Annotated in this window: 15 protein-coding genes, 1 tRNA gene and 1 pseudogene; 12 read left to right on the top strand and 5 right to left on the bottom strand. The window is 66.1% G+C overall.

The features are described 5' to 3' along the window. The first annotated feature begins 71 nt into the window (after positions 1-71). From trxA to nrfD, 5 genes and pseudogenes are all read left to right on the top strand, one after another. Positions 72-509, top strand: coding sequence for a thioredoxin (trxA, locus tag GUY30_RS17470; protein ID WP_167200429.1), 438 nt, complete (start codon positions 72-74; stop codon positions 507-509). After that, positions 506-1,222 (top strand): class I SAM-dependent methyltransferase, encoded by a 717-nt coding sequence (locus GUY30_RS17465; protein WP_228281521.1) that lies wholly within the window; start codon positions 506-508, stop codon positions 1,220-1,222. The genes trxA and GUY30_RS17465 overlap by 4 nt, the downstream gene beginning before the upstream one ends. A 205-nt stretch (positions 1,223-1,427) precedes the next feature. Next, positions 1,428-4,600 (top strand): annotated as a pseudogene (fdnG, locus tag GUY30_RS18075) (formate dehydrogenase-N subunit alpha); the annotation flags it as partial. A 401-nt stretch (positions 4,601-5,001) separates the two neighbouring features. Then, entirely contained in the window at positions 5,002-6,129 is a 1,128-nt protein-coding gene (locus tag GUY30_RS17450) for a 4Fe-4S dicluster domain-containing protein (protein ID WP_167200426.1), read from the top strand. Beyond that, positions 6,126-7,436, top strand: coding sequence for an NrfD/PsrC family molybdoenzyme membrane anchor subunit (gene nrfD, locus GUY30_RS17445; RefSeq protein ID WP_167200423.1), 1,311 nt, complete (start codon positions 6,126-6,128; stop codon positions 7,434-7,436). The genes GUY30_RS17450 and nrfD overlap by 4 nt, the downstream gene beginning before the upstream one ends. Positions 7,437-7,579: 143 nt before the next feature. Here nrfD and GUY30_RS17440 read toward each other — a convergent pair whose 3' ends face one another. Further along, the gene (locus GUY30_RS17440; protein WP_167200420.1) at positions 7,580-8,164 is read right to left on the bottom strand and encodes a hypothetical protein; all 585 of its coding nucleotides are present in this window, start codon (positions 8,162-8,164) and stop codon (positions 7,580-7,582) included. Positions 8,165-8,358: 194 nt separating this feature from the next. Then, on the bottom strand, positions 8,359-9,345 hold the full coding sequence (gene selD, locus GUY30_RS17435; RefSeq protein ID WP_167200417.1) for a selenide, water dikinase SelD: 987 nt from the start codon (positions 9,343-9,345) through the stop codon (positions 8,359-8,361). 122 nt (positions 9,346-9,467) lie between these two features. Between selD and GUY30_RS17430 the strand changes: the two genes are divergently transcribed. The 4 genes from GUY30_RS17430 (at position 9,468) to GUY30_RS17415 (ending at position 14,544) form a co-directional block, all read left to right on the top strand. After that, a tRNA-Sec gene (locus tag GUY30_RS17430) sits at positions 9,468-9,562 on the top strand. 63 nt (positions 9,563-9,625) lie between these two features. Beyond that, positions 9,626-10,945 carry an L-seryl-tRNA(Sec) selenium transferase gene (selA, locus tag GUY30_RS17425; protein WP_167200414.1) on the top strand — a complete coding sequence of 440 codons (1,320 nt, stop codon included), beginning with the start codon at positions 9,626-9,628 and terminating at the stop codon, positions 10,943-10,945. Continuing rightward, positions 10,938-12,842, top strand: coding sequence for a selenocysteine-specific translation elongation factor (gene selB / locus GUY30_RS17420; protein ID WP_167200411.1), 1,905 nt, complete (start codon positions 10,938-10,940; stop codon positions 12,840-12,842). Before selA ends, selB begins: the two co-directional genes overlap by 8 nt. Before the next feature lie 325 nt (positions 12,843-13,167). Further along, on the top strand, positions 13,168-14,544 hold the full coding sequence (locus GUY30_RS17415; protein WP_167200408.1) for an NAD-dependent succinate-semialdehyde dehydrogenase: 1,377 nt from the start codon (positions 13,168-13,170) through the stop codon (positions 14,542-14,544). 17 nt (positions 14,545-14,561) lie between these two features. Here GUY30_RS17415 and GUY30_RS17410 read toward each other — a convergent pair whose 3' ends face one another. Further along, on the bottom strand, positions 14,562-15,422 hold the full coding sequence (locus tag GUY30_RS17410; RefSeq protein ID WP_167200405.1) for a DUF4111 domain-containing protein: 861 nt from the start codon (positions 15,420-15,422) through the stop codon (positions 14,562-14,564). A gap of 236 nt (positions 15,423-15,658) precedes the next feature. Between GUY30_RS17410 and GUY30_RS17405 the strand changes: the two genes are divergently transcribed. From GUY30_RS17405 to GUY30_RS17395, 3 genes are all read left to right on the top strand, one after another. Beyond that, a complete protein-coding gene (locus tag GUY30_RS17405; protein WP_167200402.1) occupies positions 15,659-16,249 on the top strand; it encodes a hypothetical protein in 591 nt (196 codons plus the stop codon). An 87-nt stretch (positions 16,250-16,336) separates the two neighbouring features. Continuing rightward, the gene (locus tag GUY30_RS17400; protein WP_167200399.1) at positions 16,337-16,927 is read left to right on the top strand and encodes an NlpC/P60 family protein; all 591 of its coding nucleotides are present in this window, start codon (positions 16,337-16,339) and stop codon (positions 16,925-16,927) included. Between the two features lie 531 nt (positions 16,928-17,458). Beyond that, positions 17,459-18,028 carry a hypothetical protein gene (locus GUY30_RS17395; RefSeq protein ID WP_228281518.1) on the top strand — a complete coding sequence of 190 codons (570 nt, stop codon included), beginning with the start codon at positions 17,459-17,461 and terminating at the stop codon, positions 18,026-18,028. Between the two features lie 9 nt (positions 18,029-18,037). Here the strand turns inward: GUY30_RS17395 and GUY30_RS17390 are convergent, their stop codons facing one another. Together GUY30_RS17390 and GUY30_RS17385 are read right to left on the bottom strand one after the other, a co-directional pair. Next, entirely contained in the window at positions 18,038-19,303 is a 1,266-nt protein-coding gene (locus GUY30_RS17390; RefSeq protein WP_167200393.1) for a M20 family metallo-hydrolase, read from the bottom strand. Between the two features lie 122 nt (positions 19,304-19,425). After that, positions 19,426-21,174, bottom strand: a complete 1,749-nt coding sequence (locus GUY30_RS17385) for a thiamine pyrophosphate-dependent enzyme (protein ID WP_167200390.1) — start codon at positions 21,172-21,174, stop codon at positions 19,426-19,428. Positions 21,175-21,258: the final 84 nt, after the last annotated feature.

The raw sequence follows: 21,258 nt of genomic DNA, 5'->3' as shown, positions 1-21,258 counted from the left end.
TCCCCGACATCGGCCCCGTCATGTGACCTCCGTCCAGGCGATATTCATCCGCGGCTCCTAGACTGGACGGCATGTCTACGATCGAAATCACGCAAGACAACTTCGAGTCGACCATCAACGACAACGAGATCATCCTCCTCGACTTCTGGGCCGATTGGTGCGGCCCCTGCAAGCAGTTCGCCCCGGTCTTCGAACAGGCCGCCGAGGCCAACCCCGACATCGTCTTCGGCAAGATCGACACCGAAGCCCAGCAGCAGCTGGCCGGACTCTTCGCGATCTCCTCGATCCCGACCCTCGTCGCCTTCCGCCAGGGCATCGTCGTCTTCGCCCAGCCCGGCGCGCTCGCCGCCCCGCAGCTCGAACAGGTCATCACCGCAGTCAAGGGTCTCGATATGGACGAAGTCCGTGCCGAACTGGCCAAGCAGGAAGCCGCCGCTGCCGCAGAGACTGACGGCGCCGACAGCGCCTCACCCGATTCGATCCCCGCCGATCCGGGCGTCGACAAGTGATCGCAACCAGCAGCCACAACGACCACTCCCACCCTGACAACGCCGACAACTCAGGCGTGCCCGATTCCGTGGCCGCCTGGGAAGAGCGCTACGCCGACTCCGACGACGCCATCTGGTCCGGCAACCCGAACGAGGCCCTCGTGGCCGTCGTCTCCGAAATGACCCCCGGCCGCGTCCTCGACGTCGGCTGCGGCGAAGGCGCGGACGTCGTCTGGATGTCCGAGAACGGCTGGGATGCCACCGGCATCGATCTGTCGACCACGGCCATCGACCGAGCCCGCCGGGCGGCCGAATCCCGCGGAATCTCCGCCGAATTCGCCGTCGCCGACGTCTCCGCCTGGGAACCGGACGACCCCGATCGCCGAGGCGGCTTCGACCTCGTCACCGGATCCTTCCTCCACACCCGGTTGCCCGACACCCGGGAAGAGCTCCTCACCCGCGTCGCCGCGCACGTGGCACCGGGCGGGGCTCTCCTGCTGGTCTCCCATGCGACGATGCCGCCGTGGGCGGCCGAACACAGCGAGAAGTTCGAGCACGGCATGGACCACCACCATGAGCTGGTCAGCCCGAACGGGGACTTCGCCCTCCTCATCGGCGCCAGCCCGCACCGGTGGGAGATCGAACTCGCCGACACCCGCACCCGTCAGGTGACCTCACCGTCCGGCGAACCCGCCGAACTCGAGGACGCGATCCTCCTGGCCCGTCGGGTCTGAGCTGAACGACCTGAACTCCAAGCTCCACAACCTGACCTCCGAGTTCAGGAACCCGAACACGGCACCCAGCACCGAGGCGGCTGCGCGGTCGATCCTGACCGCGCAGCCGCCTCGGCGAACCGGGTGATTCCCACCTCCTGGGACGAGGCCGAAAACCCGGTCTCACCTGGTGCATTTCCGCCCCGTGAGGGGCTAAGGTGGTGCCATGGCTCGGTTCAGCTTCCTCGAGTGGCCGGTACTCCGGCAGCTGCGCACGTCGGATAAGACGGGACGCGGCGAATCCGTCGTGTCCCAGCAGACTCGGGACACCACTCCACGCACGGTCACGGCCGACAAGGTCGTCCAATCCGTGTGCCCCTATTGCGCCGTCGGCTGCGGGCAGAAGATCTTCGTCAAGGATGACAAGGTCGTGCAGATCGAAGGCGACCCGGACTCACCGATCTCTCGCGGCCGCCTGTGCCCGAAGGGCGCAGCCAGCGAACAGCTCGTCAACGCTCCCGGTCGTGTCACCGACGTCCTCTACCGGGCCCCGAAGGCCAAGGACTGGACGAAGATCGACCTGCCGACGGCGATCGACATGATCGCCGATCGATTCATCGAGGCCCGCCGCAACCACTGGGAGGACTTCGACGACAAAGGCCACCCGCTGCGGCGGACGATGGGCATCGCCAGCCTCGGCGGGGCGACCATCGACAACGAGGAGAACTACCTCGCCAAGAAGCTCTACACCGCGGCCGGGGCGATACAGATCGAGAACCAGGCGCGTATTTGACACTCCGCCACCGTTCCCAGTTTGGGAACTTCGTTCGGGCGCGGCGGCGCCACACAACCCGTCCAGGATATGGCGAATGCGGACTGCATCATCATCCAGGGTTCCAATATGGCCGAGTGCCACCCGGTGGGCTTCCAATGGGTGAGCGAGGCCAAGGCCCGGGGTGCCCGCATCATCCACGTCGATCCTCGTTTCACGCGCACCACCGCAATCGCCGATAAGCACGTGCCCATTCGGGCCGGCTCCGACATCGTGCTGCTCGGTGCGCTCATCAACCGTGTGCTGAGCGAGGGCCGCTACTTCGACGAGTACGTGCGCGCCTACACCAACGCCGCGAACCTCATCAGCGACGACTATGTCGACACTGAGGATCTCGACGGACTGTTCTCCGGTTTCGACCCGGACACGAACTCGTACGAGAACTCGACGTGGTCGTACCAGACGGATGAGCACGGTGCTCCGTTGACGGACCCGAGCCTCGAGAACCCGAAGTCGGTCTTCCAGATCTTGCGGCACCACTACTCGCGCTACACGCCTGAGATGGTCGAGGAGAACTGCGGAATCAAACCCGCCGACTTCGACTACCTCTACGAATCGGTGACCGAGAACTCGGGCCGGGAACGGACCACGTGCTTCGCCTACGCGGTCGGCTGGACTCAGCACAGCCTCGGCGCGCAATTCATCCGCACCGCCTCGATCCTCCAGCTCCTGCTGGGCAACATGGGCCGACCGGGCGGCGGAATCATGGCGCTGCGCGGGCACGCGACGATCCAGGGGTCGACGGACATTCCCACCCTGTTCAATCTGCTGCCCGGCTACCTGCCGATGCCCAGCGCCGGGGTCCACGACGCCTTCGACGATTACGTCGCAGCCGTGGGCACCCCGGAGACCCATAAGGGCTACTGGGCCAACGGCCGTGCCTACGCCACCAACCTGCTCAAGGCCTGGTGGGGCGATGCGGCGACGGCAGACAATGACTTCGCCTTCGACTATCTGCCGCGCATCAACGGCGCCCACGGCACCTACCAGACCGCGGTGCGCATGCTCAACGACGGAGTCGACGGGTACTTCCTGCTTGGGCAGAACCCGGCCGTGGGCTCGGCCAACGGGCGCATGCAGCGCATGGCCATGAGCCACCTGAAGTGGATGGTCGTCCGCGACTTCAGCCTCATCGAATCCGCCACCTGGTGGAAGGACGGCCCCGAGATCGAGACCGGGGAGCTGAAGACCGAGGACATCGACACCGAGATGTTCTTCCTCCCCGCAGCCAACCACACGGAGAAGGCCGGCACGTTCACGCAGACCCAGCGTCTCGTGCAGTGGCGCCACAAGGCCGTCAACCCGCCCGGGGACGCACAGAGCGAACTCGACTTCTTCTACGAACTCGGCCAAGCCGTGCGCGAGAAGCTGAAAGACTCCGACGACCCCCGCGATCGGCCGCTGCTCGACATGACCTGGGACTACCCGGTCGACGAGGAGGGCGAAGTCGACGCCGAAGCGGTCGTCAAGGAGATCAACGGCTACTTCATCGGCGGCGACCGCGACGGCGAGCCCTTGGACAACTTCAACCAGATGACCGACGACGGGGCCACCGCCGGAGGCTGCTGGATCTACGCCGGCGTATACGCGGGAGGCCAGAACATGGCCGCCCGCCGCAAACCGCGGGATGAGCAGGATGAGACCGCCGCCGAATGGGCGTGGGCCTGGCCGGCGAACCGCCGGATCCTGTACAACCGTGCCTCGGCCGCACCCGACGGAACCCCCTGGTCAGAGCGGAAGAAGTTCGTGTGGTGGGACGACGAGACCGGGAAGTGGACCGGTAAGGATGTGCCCGACTTCCCCGTCGATCGAGCACCGGCGGCCAAGTCGGATCAGGCCTACGGGGGGCCCTGCACACCTCGACGGTGACGATCCGTTCATCATGCAGGCCGACGGCAAGGGGTGGCTGTTCGCACCCAGCGGCATGATCGACGGACCTATTCCCACTCACTACGAACCACAGGAATCGACTGTTCCGAACCCGCTGTACTCCCAGCAGAACAGCCCGACTCGGATGGTTATGCGCCGTGAGGACAACCTGTCCGCCCCCGGTGCCGGGGTGCCCGGATCCGAGGTCTTCCCCTATGTGTTCACGACCTACCGACTCACCGAGCACCACACCGCCGGAGGCATGTCCCGGTGGCTGCCGTACCTGTCGGAGCTGCAGCCGGAGATGTTCTGCGAGATCTCACCTGAACTCGCCGCCGAGGTGGGACTCGAGCCCTATGGATGGGCGACCTTGGTCTCCCCCGCGGGCGGCGATCGAGGCCCGCGTCCTCGTGACGAAGCGGATGACCCCACTGACGATCGGCGGGAAGACCGTCCACCAGATCGGCCTGCCCTACCACTGGGGCGTGGGCGGTCAGGGTGCCGTCGTCGAAGGCGATTCCGCCAACGACCTGCTGGGTGTGACGATGGACCCCAACGTCTACATCCAGAACAGCAAGTACGTGGCCGGAACGATCATGCCCGGCCGCCGTCCCCGCGGACCCGAACTCGTCGACTTCGTCGAGAAGTACCAACGCGAGGCGGGACTCAGCCCCGAATCCGGCAACCAGCAGGTCACCGTTCAAGCCGAGGATGTCGAGGCCTCCCATCACGCCGGACAGGGACGCAGCGCCGGTGGACACGCTCACCGAGGCGGCGATTCGGCCGTCGGCGTCACCCCGGGCAGGACCCTGGACGGGGGACGCGATGGAGTCTCCGACGGTGACGGCACGACCGCCTCGGCGACGGTCGACAGTGCCGATGATCGCAGCGGTAGGATCACCATCGAACCCACCGAGGCGGCCGAACCCGCCGAGACGGCGGTGTCGAACCGCGCCGACGACGGGGACCCCAGCGACGGCGACCCCGACCACGGCCGGCACGCCGACGGCAGTGCGATCGCCGAAACCGAGGTGGCCGAAGCGGAAGCTCGCGCCCGCGCGGCTCGGGATCGGCAGGAGAACGAGGAGGAGGACGACTGATGTCGACACCGACGATCGATGATGGCACGTTGGCGGACGGGCACTGGCACGATTCCGCGCACAACCGCAAGGGATTCTTCACCGACACCTCGATCTGCATCGGCTGCAAGGCCTGCGAAGTCGCGTGCAAGGAGTGGAACCGCAACCCGCAGGACGGCACCTTCGAACTGCTCGGTTCCTCGTACGACAACACGGGCAGCCTCGGGGCGAACACGTGGCGGCACGTCGCGTTCATCGAACAGGATTCCGAACGCATCGAGAAGGCACGGGAATCCGGGCGCAAGCTCGTCAATCTCGGCATGCCCACGATCCGCCCGCGCACCGATGAGTCTGCCGCCGCGCAGCCGCTGGACGGGGCCTTGGGTGCGGCGGCCGAGGGCCGAACCTCCGCCGGTCTGCCGACGACCCCCGACCTCAACGTCGATCTGCTGGCACCGGGTGCCCTGGAGCCGACCGACCTGTCGAACGTCGACACGACACCCCCGGACACCGCGGACTTCCGCTGGCTGATGTCCTCCGACGTGTGCAAACACTGCACGCACGCCGGCTGCCTCGACGTCTGCCCGACCGGTGCGCTCTTCCGCACCGAATTCGACACCGTCGTCGTCCAGAACGACGTCTGCAACGGCTGCGGAACCTGCGTGGCCGGCTGCCCCTTCGGCGTCATCGAACGCCGAGACGACGGCACGATCAACACCCCCACCGATCGGGATGATCGCAAGGCCGCGGACATGGACGTGCCGAACGCGGGCACCGCGAACAAGTGCACCCTCTGCTACGACCGCCTCGTCGAGGGTCAGGAACCCGCCTGCGCGCAGACCTGCCCGACCCAGTCGATCAAGTTCGGCGACCGTCAGGACATGGTCGACCAGGCACACGACCGCGTGGCCGAACTCCACGCGAAGGGACTGACCGAGGCTCGCCTCTACGGGGCGAACCCGAACGACGGGGTCGGCGGCACCGGATCCGTGTTCCTCCTCCTCGACGAACCCGAGGTCTACGGCCTGCCGCCGGACCCGCGGGTCGCGACGAAGGACCTGCCGAAGATGTACGCCAACGCCGGGATCGCGGCGCTGGGCATGGTCGCCGCGGCCGGACTCGCGTTCCTCGGGAGCCGCCGTTCATGAGCACATCAGAATACGATTCCTACCGCCCACCCGAGCCGGAAGGCGGACGCAGAAAACGTCGCCGAGGCGGCCGTGGAGGTCCCAGCGGACCTGACGGTTCCGGTGGGCGTCGGGGCGGTCGCGGCGGCAACGGTCGTGGCGGCGGGTGGAAGAATCGCGGTGCCGACGGCAACCGTGAGATGCCGATGGTCGAGGACGTCGAGTTCACGTCGTACTACGGTCGACCGATCGTCAAGGCTCCGCCGTGGGGCGATGAGATCGGGGCGTACCTGTTCCTCGGCGGTCTGGCCGGCGGTTCGTCTCTGCTCGGCTTCGGCGCGCAGCTGACCGACCGGCCGGGTCTGCGCATCGCATCTCGGATGACTGCAATCGCGGCGACCGGTGTAGGCGGTGCCGCTCTCGTGGCCGACCTCGGCAGGCCCGAACGATTCCTCAATATGATGCGCGTGGTCAAAGTGTCGTCGCCGATGAGCTTGGGCACGTGGATCCTCTCGGGCTTCGGCGTCGGATCGGGTGTGACCTTCGCGATCGAACTCGACCGAATCACGGGTGAGAAGCTGCTGCCCCTGGGCCCGCTGCGCAAGGTGCTCCATGGCATGGAGACTCCTGCCGCAATCGAGTCCGCGTTCTTTGCCACCCCGCTGGCTGCCTATACCGCCGTGCTTTTGGGGGCGACGGCCGTTCCGACCTGGAACGCCGCCGGCCGCAATGGTCTGCCGTACGTGTTCGTGTCCTCGGCGTCGATGGCCGCCGGAGGCGCCGCGATGGCATTGGCACCGGTAGCCGAGACCGGCCCGGCCCGACTGCTCGCGCTCACCGGCACCGCCGGAGAAGCTTATGCGATGTCGGCGATGAGGAAGCGCATGCACCCGGCCGAGGTCGATCCGCTGGACGACGGCGAACCAGGACACAAGCTGCATCGGGCCGAGAAGCTGCTCATCGCCGGAGCCGTCGGCACCGCCGCCGTCGAGGTGGGGGCACGTGTGTTCGCGAAGAAGCTGGCACGCGGTGCTGGATCCGGTGGCGTGACTGGCGCGGCCGGAGCGCTTGCCGATGCTGTGGGCAGTACCGGTGAATCAGCCGGCGTCGGCAAACGGAGCTGGAAGACGCGTGCCGTGCTGCGTGGGCTGTCAGTCGTCTCCGGTGCGGCTCTCGCTGCCGCCTCGGCGTACACGCGTTTCGGAGTGCTCGAGGCCGGCATCGAATCGACGAAGGACCCGCGTCACGTCGTCGAACCGCAGCGCACTCGCCTCGAAGAGCGTCGGGCTCGCGGCATCACCGACGACTCCATCACCACCGGGCGGTAGACGCGCGGACGGGCAACCACCCCTCACCGCTGGTGCCAAATCACCCCGTTGCATCAGGGTGTTGTGGCACCAAGGGTGACTGATCCTTCGGAAGTCGGCGGCAGTGCCAATGGTCAGCGTCAGTCAGTTCCGCGACGAGGACGTCACTCCCCAGTAGTCATGCTCTCTTTGATCTGGCGAACCGCCGCCTCGTAGGCGTCGTCGGGCATATTGGTCATCTCTCGCATCTGCCGCAGCGCCGTGAGCTGTTCTTCCGCCGACAGAGATGAGTTGATGTTGACTTTCGGCTGGTCTGACTGCGACTGCGCCTCAGCCTGGCGCCTGGCATCGGCCTGACGACCTGCCTCGATTTCCTCAGCGAGAGACTTGATCTCTGCGGCATCGGTGATCACATAGCCCAGTCGGTAGGATCGCTGGCCGTCGCTTCCGGAGATGAGGAGACCGGTATCCGCATTCTGGAGAGTGTGAACCTCAACGGACTGGATTCCCCAGAACGGCACCTGCGCCCCAGCGATCGGATGCGGCTCCCCATTCTTCTGTTTTCCGCGCTTCTGGCTGAGGATGCTCAGGCCACCGGGAAAGAGGACGGCGACCTGATGGATCCCTTCTTCGTCCTGATATCCCACAGACACTCGAGTCGGTTCGATTCCTGCCGGAACCGCCTCCTTGTACAGTGCGACCTTCGGTTCATTCGGCATGTCGTTTGCCTTGGTCAGCACCTCCAGCATGGCCGGGGTCAGGTCAGGATCCGAACCGAATTCCTGTCGTATCTTCTCGGCCCGTTTGGCTCGCTGCTTGTCTGTGCGCCCGTAGATCCAGTCTTGTAGGCCCATGATCCTGACGATAGCAATGACCCGATGACTGCAAATGAAATCATGCTTGGAACTCGCTCACAAACGAAGTCCCGCACCTGGCCAAGACCTCACCGCACGTGGACGCCCGAGCCGGCGGCGATCTCGCCGATGATCGGGTGATCAGGCAGTTCGCCGACGACGAGCAGCCCGCCCGAGGTCTGCGCATCGGCGAGAAGCAGCAGGTCGTCCTCGCTCACGCCGTCATCCGCGGTCAGATGAGGCCGCACCCAGTCGAGGTTTCGCCTGGTTCCGCCGGACACATACCCGTCAGCGATCGACTCATCGACACCGCCGAGGCGGGGCACTGCAGCCGCATCGATGACGGCTCCGACTCCTGAGGCTCGGGCCATCTTGAACAGGTGCCCGAGCAGACCGAAACCGGTGACATCCGTGGCCGCTCGTACGCCTGCAGCCACGGCCGCCCGTGACGCTTCGGCATTGAGCGCGGTCATCGTGGCGATCGCCTCGTCGAAGGTCTCACCAGTGACTTTGTGCCGATTGTTGAGAATCCCAACGCCGATTGGCTTGGTCAATGTCAGGGGCAGCCCCGCCTCGGCGGAATCGTTGCGCATGAGTTCGTCCGGGTGGGCCACACCGGTCACGGCCATCCCGTACTTCGGCTCGGGATCGTCGATCGAATGACCGCCGGCGACGGGGCAGTTCGCCTGCGCCGCAACATCGAGCCCGCCGCGCAGAACCTCGGTGAGCAGCTCCATCGGCAGCTTCTCCCGCGGCCATCCGACGAGGTTGATCGCCGTGACCGGGGTCCCGCCCATCGCGTAGATGTCGGACAGGGCATTGGCCGCGGCGATGCGCCCCCAGTCGTAGGCATTGTCGATGACAGGGGTGAAGAAGTCCGCCGTCGAGAGCACCGCGAGGTCGTCTCGGACCCGCACCGCCGAGGCATCATCGCCGTCGTCGAGGCCGACGAGGACATCGGGACCGGACTGACCGACCAACCCGCGCACCGCATCCTCGAGCTCGCCGGGAGGGATTTTGCAGGCACATCCTCCACCGTGAGCGAACGAGGTCAGACGGTCATGAATCTCAGCCATACCCGGAGACTAACACTCATCTGACAGAACCGTCACCAGGTCCGATGGGCGTCCACATCGCGACGAACGCCCCCTCCTCTGACCGCTGTGACCACCCGCCGTCCCACGATAGGATGACCGATGGAGGCGTCCGTGTCCTGGTGGGCGCCCTGGTCTTCAAAACCAGTGAGACCGAGTATCTCGGTCTGGCGGGTTCGATTCCCGTCCGCCTCCGCCAACCGTTTCGCGGTCCCGCCGACCAAGCGGCGCCGCCGTGACCCTGCACCGAGGAGGCCGCCCCATGGTCGAACCTGACCCGCGCCGGTCCATTCCGCGCACGGATCATCTCCTCGCCCTTCCCGAGATCATCGCCGCAGGTGAGCGCCTCAACCAGGCAACCATCAAGGCCATCATCTCCGAGGTGCAGAACTCCGCCCGGACCGGTGAGATCCCCGTCGCCGAGGTGGTCCCCACCATCACCTCCAGGCTCGGTTCCCGTTCGGCCTCGTCCCTGACCCCGGTGCTCAACGCCACCGGCATCCTCGTCCATACGAACCTCGGCCGGGCACCGCTCTCACCTGCGGCAACCCAGGCGATCACCGAGGCGGCCGGATATGTCGACGTCGAAATGGACCTCGGCACCGGCAAACGCAGCAAGCGGGGCACCGGAGCGAAGGCCGCCCTGTTGCAGGCGAGCCCGGCTGCCGAGGATGCTCTCGTGGTCAACAACGGTGCGGCCGCCCTGCTGCTGGCCGTCACTGCGGTGCGCGGCCGCGGCACAGGTTCCGGCGAGATCATCCTCGGCCGCGGCGAACTCATCGAAATCGGTGCCGGGTTCCGCCTCACCGACCTCATGACGACGACCGGCGCCAGCCTGCGCGAGGTCGGCACGACGAACCGCACCCACGTGGCCGACTACGCCGAGGCCATCAGCGACGACACGTCCTGCCTGCTCAAGGTGCACACGAGCAACTTCCGCGTCGAAGGATTCACCTCCTCCGTCGACGTGGCTGAACTGCGCGGACTCGCCGACGAGCACAACCTGCCGCTCATCGTCGACCTCGGCTCCGGACTCTTCACTCCCGACTCGGCATTGCCCGACGAACCCGATATCGACACCGCCCTGCGCGCCGGCGCCGACCTCGTCATCGTCTCCGGCGACAAACTCCTCGGCGGCCCGCAGGCCGGACTCATCCTCGGCCGCACCGAAGCAGTGCAGACACTGGCCAAACACCCTCTGGCCAGAGCGATGCGCACCGACAAACTCACCCTCGCCGCCCTCGAAGCCACGATCACTCACACCGCGAACCCGATCCACGACGCCCTCCACATCGACACAGTTCACCTGCGGAAACGCACCGAAACTCTCGCCGAGGCGGTCGGTGCCACGATCGTCGACCACGACGGACGAGTCGGCGGCGGGGGAGCCCCCGGAGTGCCCCTGTCCGGCTGGGCAGTCGAACTGCCCGAAGCCTTCGCCGAGCCGCTGCGCCGCGGCGATCCTGCGATCGTCGCCCGCGTCCACCAGGGACGATGCTTGGTCGACCTGCGCTGCGTACCCGAAAGCGAAGACAACCGCATCGCTGCCGCCATCAAGCGAGTCCGTGCTGACAATGCCTGACACTTTCGTCATCGCCACCGCCGGACACGTCGATCATGGGAAGTCGACGCTGGTCAATGCCCTGACCGGAATGGAACCCGATCGGTGGGCCGAAGAGAAGAAGCGCGGGCTGACCATCGACCTCGGTTTCGCCTGGACGACCCTGCCGTCGGGGCGTGAACTCGCCTTCGTCGACGTCCCCGGACACGAGAAGTTCCTTGCGAACATGCTCGCCGGGCTCGGCCCCGCCCCTATCGCCTGCTTCGTCATCGCCGCCGACAAAGGCTGGCAAGCCCAATCGAGTGACCACCGCGACGCGATCAATGCCCTCGGCATCACCCACGGCCTCGTCGTCATCACCCGCGCCGACCTCGCCCCCGACTCCGTCGACGCTACAAAAGCCCAGGTCAGCGCGCAACTGCGTGGAACAACGCTCGAAGCTGCGCCGATCGTCACGGTCTCGGCCACGACCGGAGAAGGCCTGCCCGAACTCATCAGCGTTCTCGACGAGGTCACGGCCACGGCCAAGTCCCCGGCCGCCTCGGGGAGGGTTCGACTGTGGGTCGACCGCGCGTTCACGATTAGGGGCGCCGGCACCGTCGTCACCGGAACCCTCACCGCAGGCACCCTGACCACCGGCGATACCGTCGAACTGCGCGGTGCGACCATCGACCGGACCGTGGGTGTGCGCGGTCTGCAATCCCGGAATTCCACCACCACCGAGGTGGCCCCACAGGCTCGCGTGGCCGTCAACCTCCGCGACGTTCCCGCCGACGACCTCCACCGCGGCGACGCCTTGCTCACTGCCGGAGCTTGGACGATCATCGACACGATCGACGTGCGCCGCACCATGGGCGAGCCACTCGATTTCGGCATCCACGAACTCATGGCCCATATCGGCACCGCCGCCGTGCCCGCACGACTCCGCGCTTTCGACGCCGATCACGCCCGGCTCACCCTCGACCGACCACTTCCCGTGCAGGTCAGCGACCGGATCGTGCTTCGCGCCCCGGGCAGCCGCAACGTCTTCGCAGGACTCCTCGTGCTCGATGTCGATCCGCCTGAACTGTCCCGACGAGGCGACGGCGCCAGGCGGGCTCGGGAGCTCGCCGACCGTCCCGTCGAAGGCGACATCCTCGCCGAGGTGGCCCGCCGCGGAGCCGTCGAACGCACCGTCCTCACCCGGTTCGGTCTACAGGTGCCCGTCGACGAATCCTTGCCTGCCGACGTTGAGGATGTGGGCGGCTGGTTCGTCCACTCGCCGAGGCTGACCGCTTGGGTCGAGTCGGCGAAATCACTGGTCAGCCGCGAGCTCGCCGCCTCGCCGATGGCCGCGGGAGTGCCGGTCAAGGCCGTTGCCGAATCACTGCGCCGGACCCCGGACCCGAGCCGCAGACGGTCCGGCGCGACCAATCGCGATGATTCATCGAAGGGGAAGGTGCAGCCGACAGTGCCCCTGCCCGATGGCACGGGTGCCGCGATTCGCGCACTGTTGAACGTGATCATCTCCCGAGCCGGACTCGAGACCGCCGACGGAATGGTTCGTCCGCCCGGGCATACCGCGGGACTCGGTGCCGCCGAATCCGGGATCGCCGAGATCGAACGTCGACTCGCAGCCGATCCGTTCGCCGCTCCGGAAGCCGACGACCTGCGCGAACTCGGTCTCGGAGTGCGGGAGCTCGCGGTCGCGGAGAAGGCAGGACGGATCCTGCGCCTCGGCGACGGAATCATCGTGTCCCCGCGTACCCCCGCGCAGGCGATGCGGATCCTCGCCGGCCTCGATCAGCGTTTCACGACGAGCCAGGCGAGGCAGGCGCTGGGGACGACCCGACGCGTCGTCATCCCTCTGCTCGAACACCTCGACGGCCGAGGATGGACGCGGCGACTCGACACCACACACCGCGAAGTCGTGCGCTGAGGACGGTCACGGCACCATCGGTCGGGTGGGCACGGCGACGAATCGATCTCCTCGTCACTGGGCGGCCGCCTCGGCGAATCTCCGTGACCTGTATTACGATCATGTCGGAATGATCGTTCGCGCCGATCCGGGCGCTTCCGTCGATGGTATGGGTGATAACTGACTGCGGTGATGGGGCCGCAGCGACGCCATTCATCGCCTCATGATCCCCATATCCGGGCGCGTTGCACTGACCGCAGCACCGACCGCCCATCTGAAATCCTCACCATTGACCGTCTCCGGTCGCGCAGATGCGATTCCGACCGGAGCCAGCTAAGGAGCAGCAATGTCGAACTATCGTGTTGAGAATCCCGCCACCGGCGAAATCGTCGAGACCTTCGCCGAGGCGACCGACGCCGAGATCGAATCCACCGTCGCTGGCGCCCACACTACGTACCTGACGTGGAAGGAGACCGACATTCAGGAACGGGCGTCGATTGTGCGCAGGGCGGCGGAGATCTTCCATGAACGCAAGGACGAACTCGCCAGGACGATCTCGGTGGAGATGGGCAAGTCGTATGCCGAGTCCGTCGATGAGGTCGAGTTCGCCGCCGACATCATCGACTACTACGGCATCCACGGACCCAGTCTGGCCACGGATTATCAGATCCCGTCGACCATCCCCGGCACTGCCCGGATCGAAGCGCTGCCGATCGGTGCCCTGTTGGGTGTGATGCCGTGGAACTTCCCCTATTATCAGGTCGCTCGGTTCGCTGCCCCGAATCTTGTGCTGGGCAACACGATCATGCTCAAACACGCTGACATCTGTGGGCGGTCGGCGCTGCTGATCGAGGAGATCTTCCGCGCCGCCGGCGTACCCGAGGGTGGGTACTCACACCTTTTCGCCAACCATGATCAGATCGCGTCGATGATTGCCGACCCCCGGGTTCAGGGAGTCTCCCTGACCGGGTCGGAGCGGGCCGGAGCGATCATCGGCGCTCAGGCGGGGCAGAACCTGAAGAAAGCCGTGTTGGAGCTCGGTGGGATCGACCCGATGGTCGTCCTCGACGCCTCTGATGTTGCTGCTGTGGCTCGTGAAGCGTGGGAGTTCCGGACCTATAATGCCGGACAGGTGTGCAATTCGAATAAGCGGCTGATCGTCATGGACGACATCTATGACGATTTCGTTGCTGAGCTCGTGAAGTTGGGCACCGGGTTGAAACCAGGAGATCCGATGAGCCTGGGTGAGGGCGAGTATGTGCCGTTGTCGAGCCGTTCTGCCGCCGAGACCGTTGACGCACAGGTGACCAAGGCCGTGGCTGAGGGTGCCCGGGTGCTCGTCGGTGGTGAGCTGGGTGAGGGTCCGGCTGCTTATTATGCGCCGACCGTGCTCGTCGATGTGCCTAGGGACTCGCAGTCGTATGGCGAAGAGATCTTCGGGCCTGTGGCCACCGTGTACAGGGTCTCCAGCGATGAGGAGGCCCTCGAGCTTGCGAATGATTGTGCCCTTGGTTTGGGTGGGTCCGTGTTCTCCACTGATGAGGGGCGTGCCGATCGGGTGGCCGCGCGCCTCGAGGTGGGGATGACGCATGTGAACACGATTGCGGCGGAGGCTGCTGAGTTGCCGTTCGGCGGGGTGAAGCGGTCCGGCTTCGGTCGTGAGATGGGTCCGATTGGGATGGGCGAGTTCGTCAATAAGCGCCTCCACTTCATCGCGAAGTAGAGTTCGCGCTGCCGGACTCAGTCGAGGGCGGCAGCGATGATGTCATCCATCGCCGAGGCGGTCAGCCCCCGCCACTGCCGTCGTGACGGTGCGGACGGAATCCGCGCGCCGCGCACTTTGGCCAGGGCCACCTCGGTGATGGGGGCGTGCTGAGGAAATGCGGTCAGCGCGCGGCGTCCTGCTTCCTCCTTGCCGATGATCTCACCGGTTGCAAGCGTATGATGCATCCGCGCGGGACCGAGTACACACCACGCGACGGTGCCGGCTGAAAGTCCCCGCGGGGACGTCACGAGTCGACGAAGCAGCGTTCCCGGGGTGCGCGACGGACGGACGCGCAGCTGTGCGGCCAACGGAGTCCAGTACTCGCGCAGATTCCTACTGATCCACGGGCGAAGCGCCTCCGGCTGCGCATCGACATCCCACTCGGCGATCGGTCGTCCCCGAACCGTGATCCCGCCGTCGACGAGCTCCTTCCAGACCACCGGATTGACGTCGAACGCGCCGTTCGCATCGAATATCTCACCGGTATGGGAGGCGATCGGCCGGATTTCGGTGACGGGGCGACTGACCTCGGACTCGGCGATGAAGACGGTATTGCAGCACGCACTCACTCCTCGCCCGCGCACTGCTCCCACCGTCAGACGGGGTACCTGTGAGAGGTGAAGCAGGCGCAGTCTCCGGATGAGATCCGGCCGCGTGCGCCAATCCTCGGCGATGACCGCGACGAGGTCGATGTCGCTGCACCCCGGACGATAAGCGCCAAGCGCGATGGACCCGGTAACCCCGCAGGCGATGATGCCGTCTGGCAGGATCCGATCGGCAATACGCAGGTAGGACCTGATGGCCTGCGCGGCGTCGACGGGCAGCTTTGCGGTCATGGAAACAGCGTAGCCCCGGCTCCATCCGGTATCCGTTCAGGGAACGCTGAGGACAGGGAAACCTGCAGTTCAAAGCGAGTTGAAATCCCATTGCCTCTCCATCGACGGTCTGTTTGTTGAGCACGCTCTTCCGATCCGACAGCCTGGATTGCGGGCATGAGAGCAGGGTCACGTGGAACTCGGTGGGAGGAAGCCGAGAGGACCCGACGCCCGATACAACTGGAAAGTGGGAACTGATGAAACTCGTACGCAAGTTCGCGGTGACAGCCCTTTCCGCGGCTGTTATCGCCGGCGGTGCCTCCATGGCGACCGCTGCGTCTGCAGAGCCGGCCCCCGTCTCCAAGGAGGCCGCTCCGTTCACCAGCAAGGCCCTCGACGGCGGCAAGGTCCCGAGCACCCAGGACGCCACGCAGCTCACTCAAGAGCAGATCGACAATGCTCGCACGATCATCGCTGTCGGCAAGGGTGCAGAACTGTCGACACAGGCGCAGAAGATCGCCGTGATGACGGCCCTGCAGGAGTCGAGTCTCATCAACGTCGACGGGGGTGACCGCGACTCCGCTGGTCTGTTCCAACAGCGTCCCTCCATGGGGTGGGGCACTCTGGCTCAGGTGACCGACCCGATCTACTCGTCGAAGTCGTTTTACGGAGTCAACCCCGAGGGCGCGAACCGCGGCCTCATCCAGGTCCCGGGGTGGGAGACGCTGTCCCCGGGAGCCGCCGCACAGGCAGTGCAGGGTTCCGCGTTCCCCGCCGAATACGACAAGTGGGAGCCCCTGGCGACCGAGCTCGTCGAGGGCAACCAGGACGTCGACCCGATCAGCTGATACGCCCCAAAGCCGTACTCCGGCCGTGCCCCGAAACCGAATGTTCCGACGTCACAAGTGCACATACGAGAAGCATCAGGAGAGAAGATGACAATTTCGCGCACACTCACGACCACCGTTCTCACCGCGGGAATCCTCGCCGGAGGAACCATGATGACCACCGCACCGGCACAGGCCGACCAGACACCCGCCGCTCAGTCCTCCACTGCACAGTCCTCGGCTGCACAGGCAGAATCCGGCAGAACCGCCTCGGCGCAGTCAGATGACCGCCGCGACGAGATCATCAGTCGCGCCCAGACCTGGGTCGACCAGGGAGTGCCCTATGACATGGGTGCCTACCACCCCGACCCCGAGGGCAAGAACTACCGCACAGACTGCTCCGGATTCGTCTCGATGGCATGGGGGCTCGACGACAGCCTCAGCACCGTGACCCTGCCCGACGTCTCCCACGAGATCAGCAAGGACGAACTCCAGCCCGGTGACATCCTGCTCAAGGGCGGCCCCGGCACCGAGGGCGCCAACGGCCACGTCGTCATCTTCAACGGTTGGGCCAATGACGACAAGACGGCCTACCATGCCCTCGAGGAGAACGGTTCGCTCGGCTCGGTCGCCCACGACGTCTCCTACCCGTACGACCAGGACGACAGCTTCGTGCCCTACCGTCTGAACGGACTGTGATCAGATCGGCCCGTGATCCGGCATTGAACAGCGGGCAGCGTTCCGCGCTCGAGCACCGATTCGTCGCCGCGTCCCACTCAGGGGCGCGGCGACGATGCCTGCGCCGAGGATGTCAGACCGGAGGGACGGGATCGATGAGGCCCAGGTCACGTCCGGCTCCTGAAGTTTCCCTGGCCCAGGCCTGCAAACGGCCCGACGAGCCGATCGAGACCCCGATCACGGGACGGTGAGAGCGCCGCTGGTGACCGCATGGCGTTCAGCGAACTCTGATCGCATGCACACGGATCCGTGACGATTCGTTGCGATGAGAGTAAGTCACCTCGAAGTCTCTCTGCATTGAACAGCGCCGATCGGTCCGTCAGTGTTGTGTGGGGCGATTCCACGGCACCTTCTGCTTTGGTGTTCCTGTGCCGACCACAGACCAAATGCCGCAGAACAAACGACGTGTGCCGCGCACCAGGAATCGCCGACCGGGTCGATGACCCGATCAAGAGAAAGTGAGAACAGATGAAACGTGCGCGCACTCTTGCGGTGACTGCACTGTCCGCCGCCGTCCTCGCCGGGGGAGTCACCATGGCAACGGCGACCTCGGCTGCGGCCGGACCGATCTCCGGAGGCGTCAGCCAGGAGGGTGAAGCAGCCCAGTCCGACGCCGGCTCGACCGGAGGAATCGACGACCCCGATGAGCTGAGCGAGGAGCAGATCGACAATGCGCGCACGATCATCGGCGTCGGCAAGGGCGCGGATCTCTCCGAACAGGCGCAGGAGATCGCAGTGATGACCGCACTGCAGGAATCCAGCCTCAACGACCTCGACGGCGGAGACCGAGATTCAGCCGGCGCCTTCCAGCAGCGTCCCTCGATGAACTGGGGATCGGTCGACGAAGTCACTGACACCGTGTACGCATCGAAAGCCTTCTACGGAGTCGACTCCGGAACCGACAATCCAGGGCTGACCCAGATCGACAACTGGGAGAGCATCGACCCCGGTGACGCCGCACAGGAAGTGCAGCATTCGGGCTACCCCGACGCCTACGACAAGTGGGAGCCGCTGGCCGAGAAGCTCGTCGACGACAACCAGGACGTCGACGCCATCGACTGACTCCGACCGTCAGGCCAGGGCGCCGGCGGCGAGCCGGCGAACCACCTCGGTGAGGTGATGGAGACCCGAGACGAGATCTTCGTCCTTCGTGAACTCGGCCAGGCTGTGCGAGACCCCGTCGACGCTGGGAATGAAGAGCATGACGGTGGGCACCTCGTCCTTCATATTCGTCGAATCATGTCCGGCTACGGTCATCACCGTCGCCGAGGTGAGTCCCAGATCATTCGCAGCCGACCGTGCCAGCTCGACCCCGTCCTCGGAGTACGGGTTCTGATCCCAGCTGTGTTCGGCGACGATCTCTATCTCCACCCGATCGTCCTCGCTGACCTGGGCGATCGTGGACATGAGCTTCTCATGGGCGGAGGCGATCACCTCGGCGCTGGGGGAGCGCAGATCGAGCAGCAGGCTGACCTCGCTGGCGACGACGACCGGAGAATTCGGGTACACCGTGAGTTGCCCGCATGCGGTGTGCAGAGCACCAGGCTCGAAGTCGTCGACGAGTTCACGTGCAGCCACGACCAGACGCGCCGCACCGAGCAGAGCATCCTGCCGATCGGCCATGAGAGTCGACCCGCTGTGCGCTTGAGCACCGGTGACCTTGAACTCGTACTTGTGGGCCGCCCACGTGGCGTTGACCAGGCCGATCGTCACCCCGTCCTCTTCCATGCTCCGACCCTGCTGGACATGGATCTCCGCATACGAGGCGATCTCGGGAACGGTGAAGTCCCCGCGCTCACCGATCGCGTCGAGCGCCTCGGCTACTGTGACTCCCGCAGCATCACGCGTGGTCAGGGCCGCCTCCAGCTCGGCCTTGCCGGTGAAGACATTGGATCCCATCATCGAGGGCTTGAACCGGGAGCCCTCTTCGTTGAACCAGTTGACCACGGCGAGGTTGAACTTCGCCTTCGACGGGTCCGCCCGCAGCTCATCGGCGATCGCGAAACACGCATGCGCCGAAGCCAGCACCCCGTAGGCGCCGTCGAAACGGCCAGCTGTCGGCTGCGAGTCCATGTGTGAACCAGTCAGCACATACGGGGCACCGGGAATGAGCTCGAGGAGCCCGAACTGATTGCCGATCGCATCCCGGTGGACGCTGAAACCGTGCTTGACGAGCAGCTCTTCGAACCATTTCCGCTGCTGTCCATCGGCGGCGCTCGCCGCCTGACGGTCGACTCCGTTCGTGCCTTCGACCGCACCGAATCGTGAATGCACGGCCCAATCGGCGAGGAACTCGGCTTCGCGATCGGCGCTGATCAGGGAGGGTGAAACGGTCATGAGGGGTCCTTTCGAGACGGTGTCGCGGGCGGGGTGACCCGCGACGGCGGGATGGAGGGGTGCGGCGCCGGCGGTGCCGGAGTCAGAAGAGAGGTGCCCACCGCGGCGGGCACCAGGATTGATCAGGCGGTTTCGTCGGCGGCCGGAGGCATCGTCGCCGGGTCGATGAGCACATGGATGAGCGCGGGCCCGTCGTGGGCAAGCGCTCTGTCGAGCGCCGGCCCGAATTCCTCCGTCGTTTCGACGCGCTCCCCGTGCCCGGTCAGCCCGGACTTGGACGAGCCGGTGCCGGTCGAGGACGCATCGCTCGCCGAGGCAGCCCCGGAGCTGCTGAGATCGAATGCCGACATCCATGCCGCGAAGTTCGGGTTGACCATGCGCGTGCCCGAGGGCCGCCCCGGATAGTGATTCTCCTGGTGGGACACGATCGTGCCGTACACGCCGTTGTCGACGACGATGATGAGCGGTGATCCGCCGTGGGCGAAGGCCGTGGCGATCTCTTGGCCGTTCATGAGGAAGTCCCCGTCACCGCAGATCGCGACCGCACGCCGCTCCGGGTACGCCAGAGAAGCGGCCACCGCGGCGGGAACGGCGAGACCCATCGCCCCGTTGCGGGCTCCGACGAGGCTGGACGGGCGCTCATGCCGGATGAACCGGTGCCCCCAGATCGTCGCATTGCCCGCCCCGTAGGTGAGGATCGCCTCCCCGCCGAGGCGGTCATCGAGAATCCCGAATGCCACCCCGAGATCGACCCCGGCACGGTCCGCGTTCTCCGGTGCCGCCTCGGCGTCGGGGCGGTGAGCGGCGAATCGGAACTGCACGTCCGTGCGCCCCTGCATCCACTCGTCCGTTCGGGTTCCGCGCAGCTGGCTCGCATCCCGAGCCGCGCCGGCTTCGGTCCTGGTCAAGGCTCGAGTGAAGGAGGCCGGGGAGGCGATGATGTGCTCATCGATGCGGCCTGCGTGCTGGGTGGCCTCCATATCGAGGGAGACGAGAACGGTCTCGGCGGCGAAGCCGATCGTGTACCCGTCGCTTAAGACATCGGAGCGGGCGCAGCCGACGAAGACGACGAGGTCCGCCTCGGCGAAACCGGCCGCCACCGCATCGGCGCGACCGTAGCCGAGCCACCCCGCCCACGCCGGCGAGGAATGCGGAATCGCATCGTAGGCGCGCCAATCGCAGAAGATCGGCACCCCTGCCGAGGCGGCCAGACCTGCCAGCTCGGCTCCGCAGCCGTTGTGCCACCCATCCCCGCCGAGGACGAACGCGGGACGCTTCGCGGCCGCGATTCGCGAAGCCAAGCCATCGATGACGGCGGGGGCAGGGGTCGGTGGGGCCACCTCGGGGAGGGCCGGAGTGGGGGCCTCGGTGAGCCGGACGAGGACATCCTCGGGCAGGCCGACGACGACGGGGCCGGGGCGACCGGATGCGGCGATGCGTAGCGCATCGGCGGTGATCTCACCCGCGCGGTCCGCATCATCGATGGTGAGCACGCGCTTCGCCGTCGAGGAGAACCACTCGGACAGGCTGAACTCCTGGAAGGATTCGCGGGAGCGATCGTTGAGGGGGACGAGGCCGACGAACAGGACGAGCGCGGTTGCGTCCTGCCAGGCGGTGTGGACTGAGATCATCGCATTCGCCGCCCCTGGACCGCGGGTGACCATGGCGATTCCGGGACGGCCGGTCAGCCGGGATTCGGCCAGCGCCATCAACCCCGCACCGCCCTCCTGCCGGCACACGACGGTCTCGATGTCCGCGTCATACAGTCCGTCGAGGACGTCGAGGTAGGACTCACCGGGGACCGCGTAGACGCGCTCGATGCCCGCGCTCTCCAGGGTGTCGACGATGAGGTGGCCGGCGGAACGCGACATTGGGTGTCCTTTCGACGATCGAACGGTGTGAGGTCCGGGTCTCCCGGCCCGGTGCTGCGCTGGGTTCTCAGCGCTGTGCGGTTC

Source organism: Brevibacterium pigmentatum (genome assembly GCF_011617465.1).
Taxonomy (GTDB): domain Bacteria; phylum Actinomycetota; class Actinomycetes; order Actinomycetales; family Brevibacteriaceae; genus Brevibacterium; species Brevibacterium pigmentatum.
This window is presented reverse-complemented; position numbering and strand designations above follow the sequence as displayed.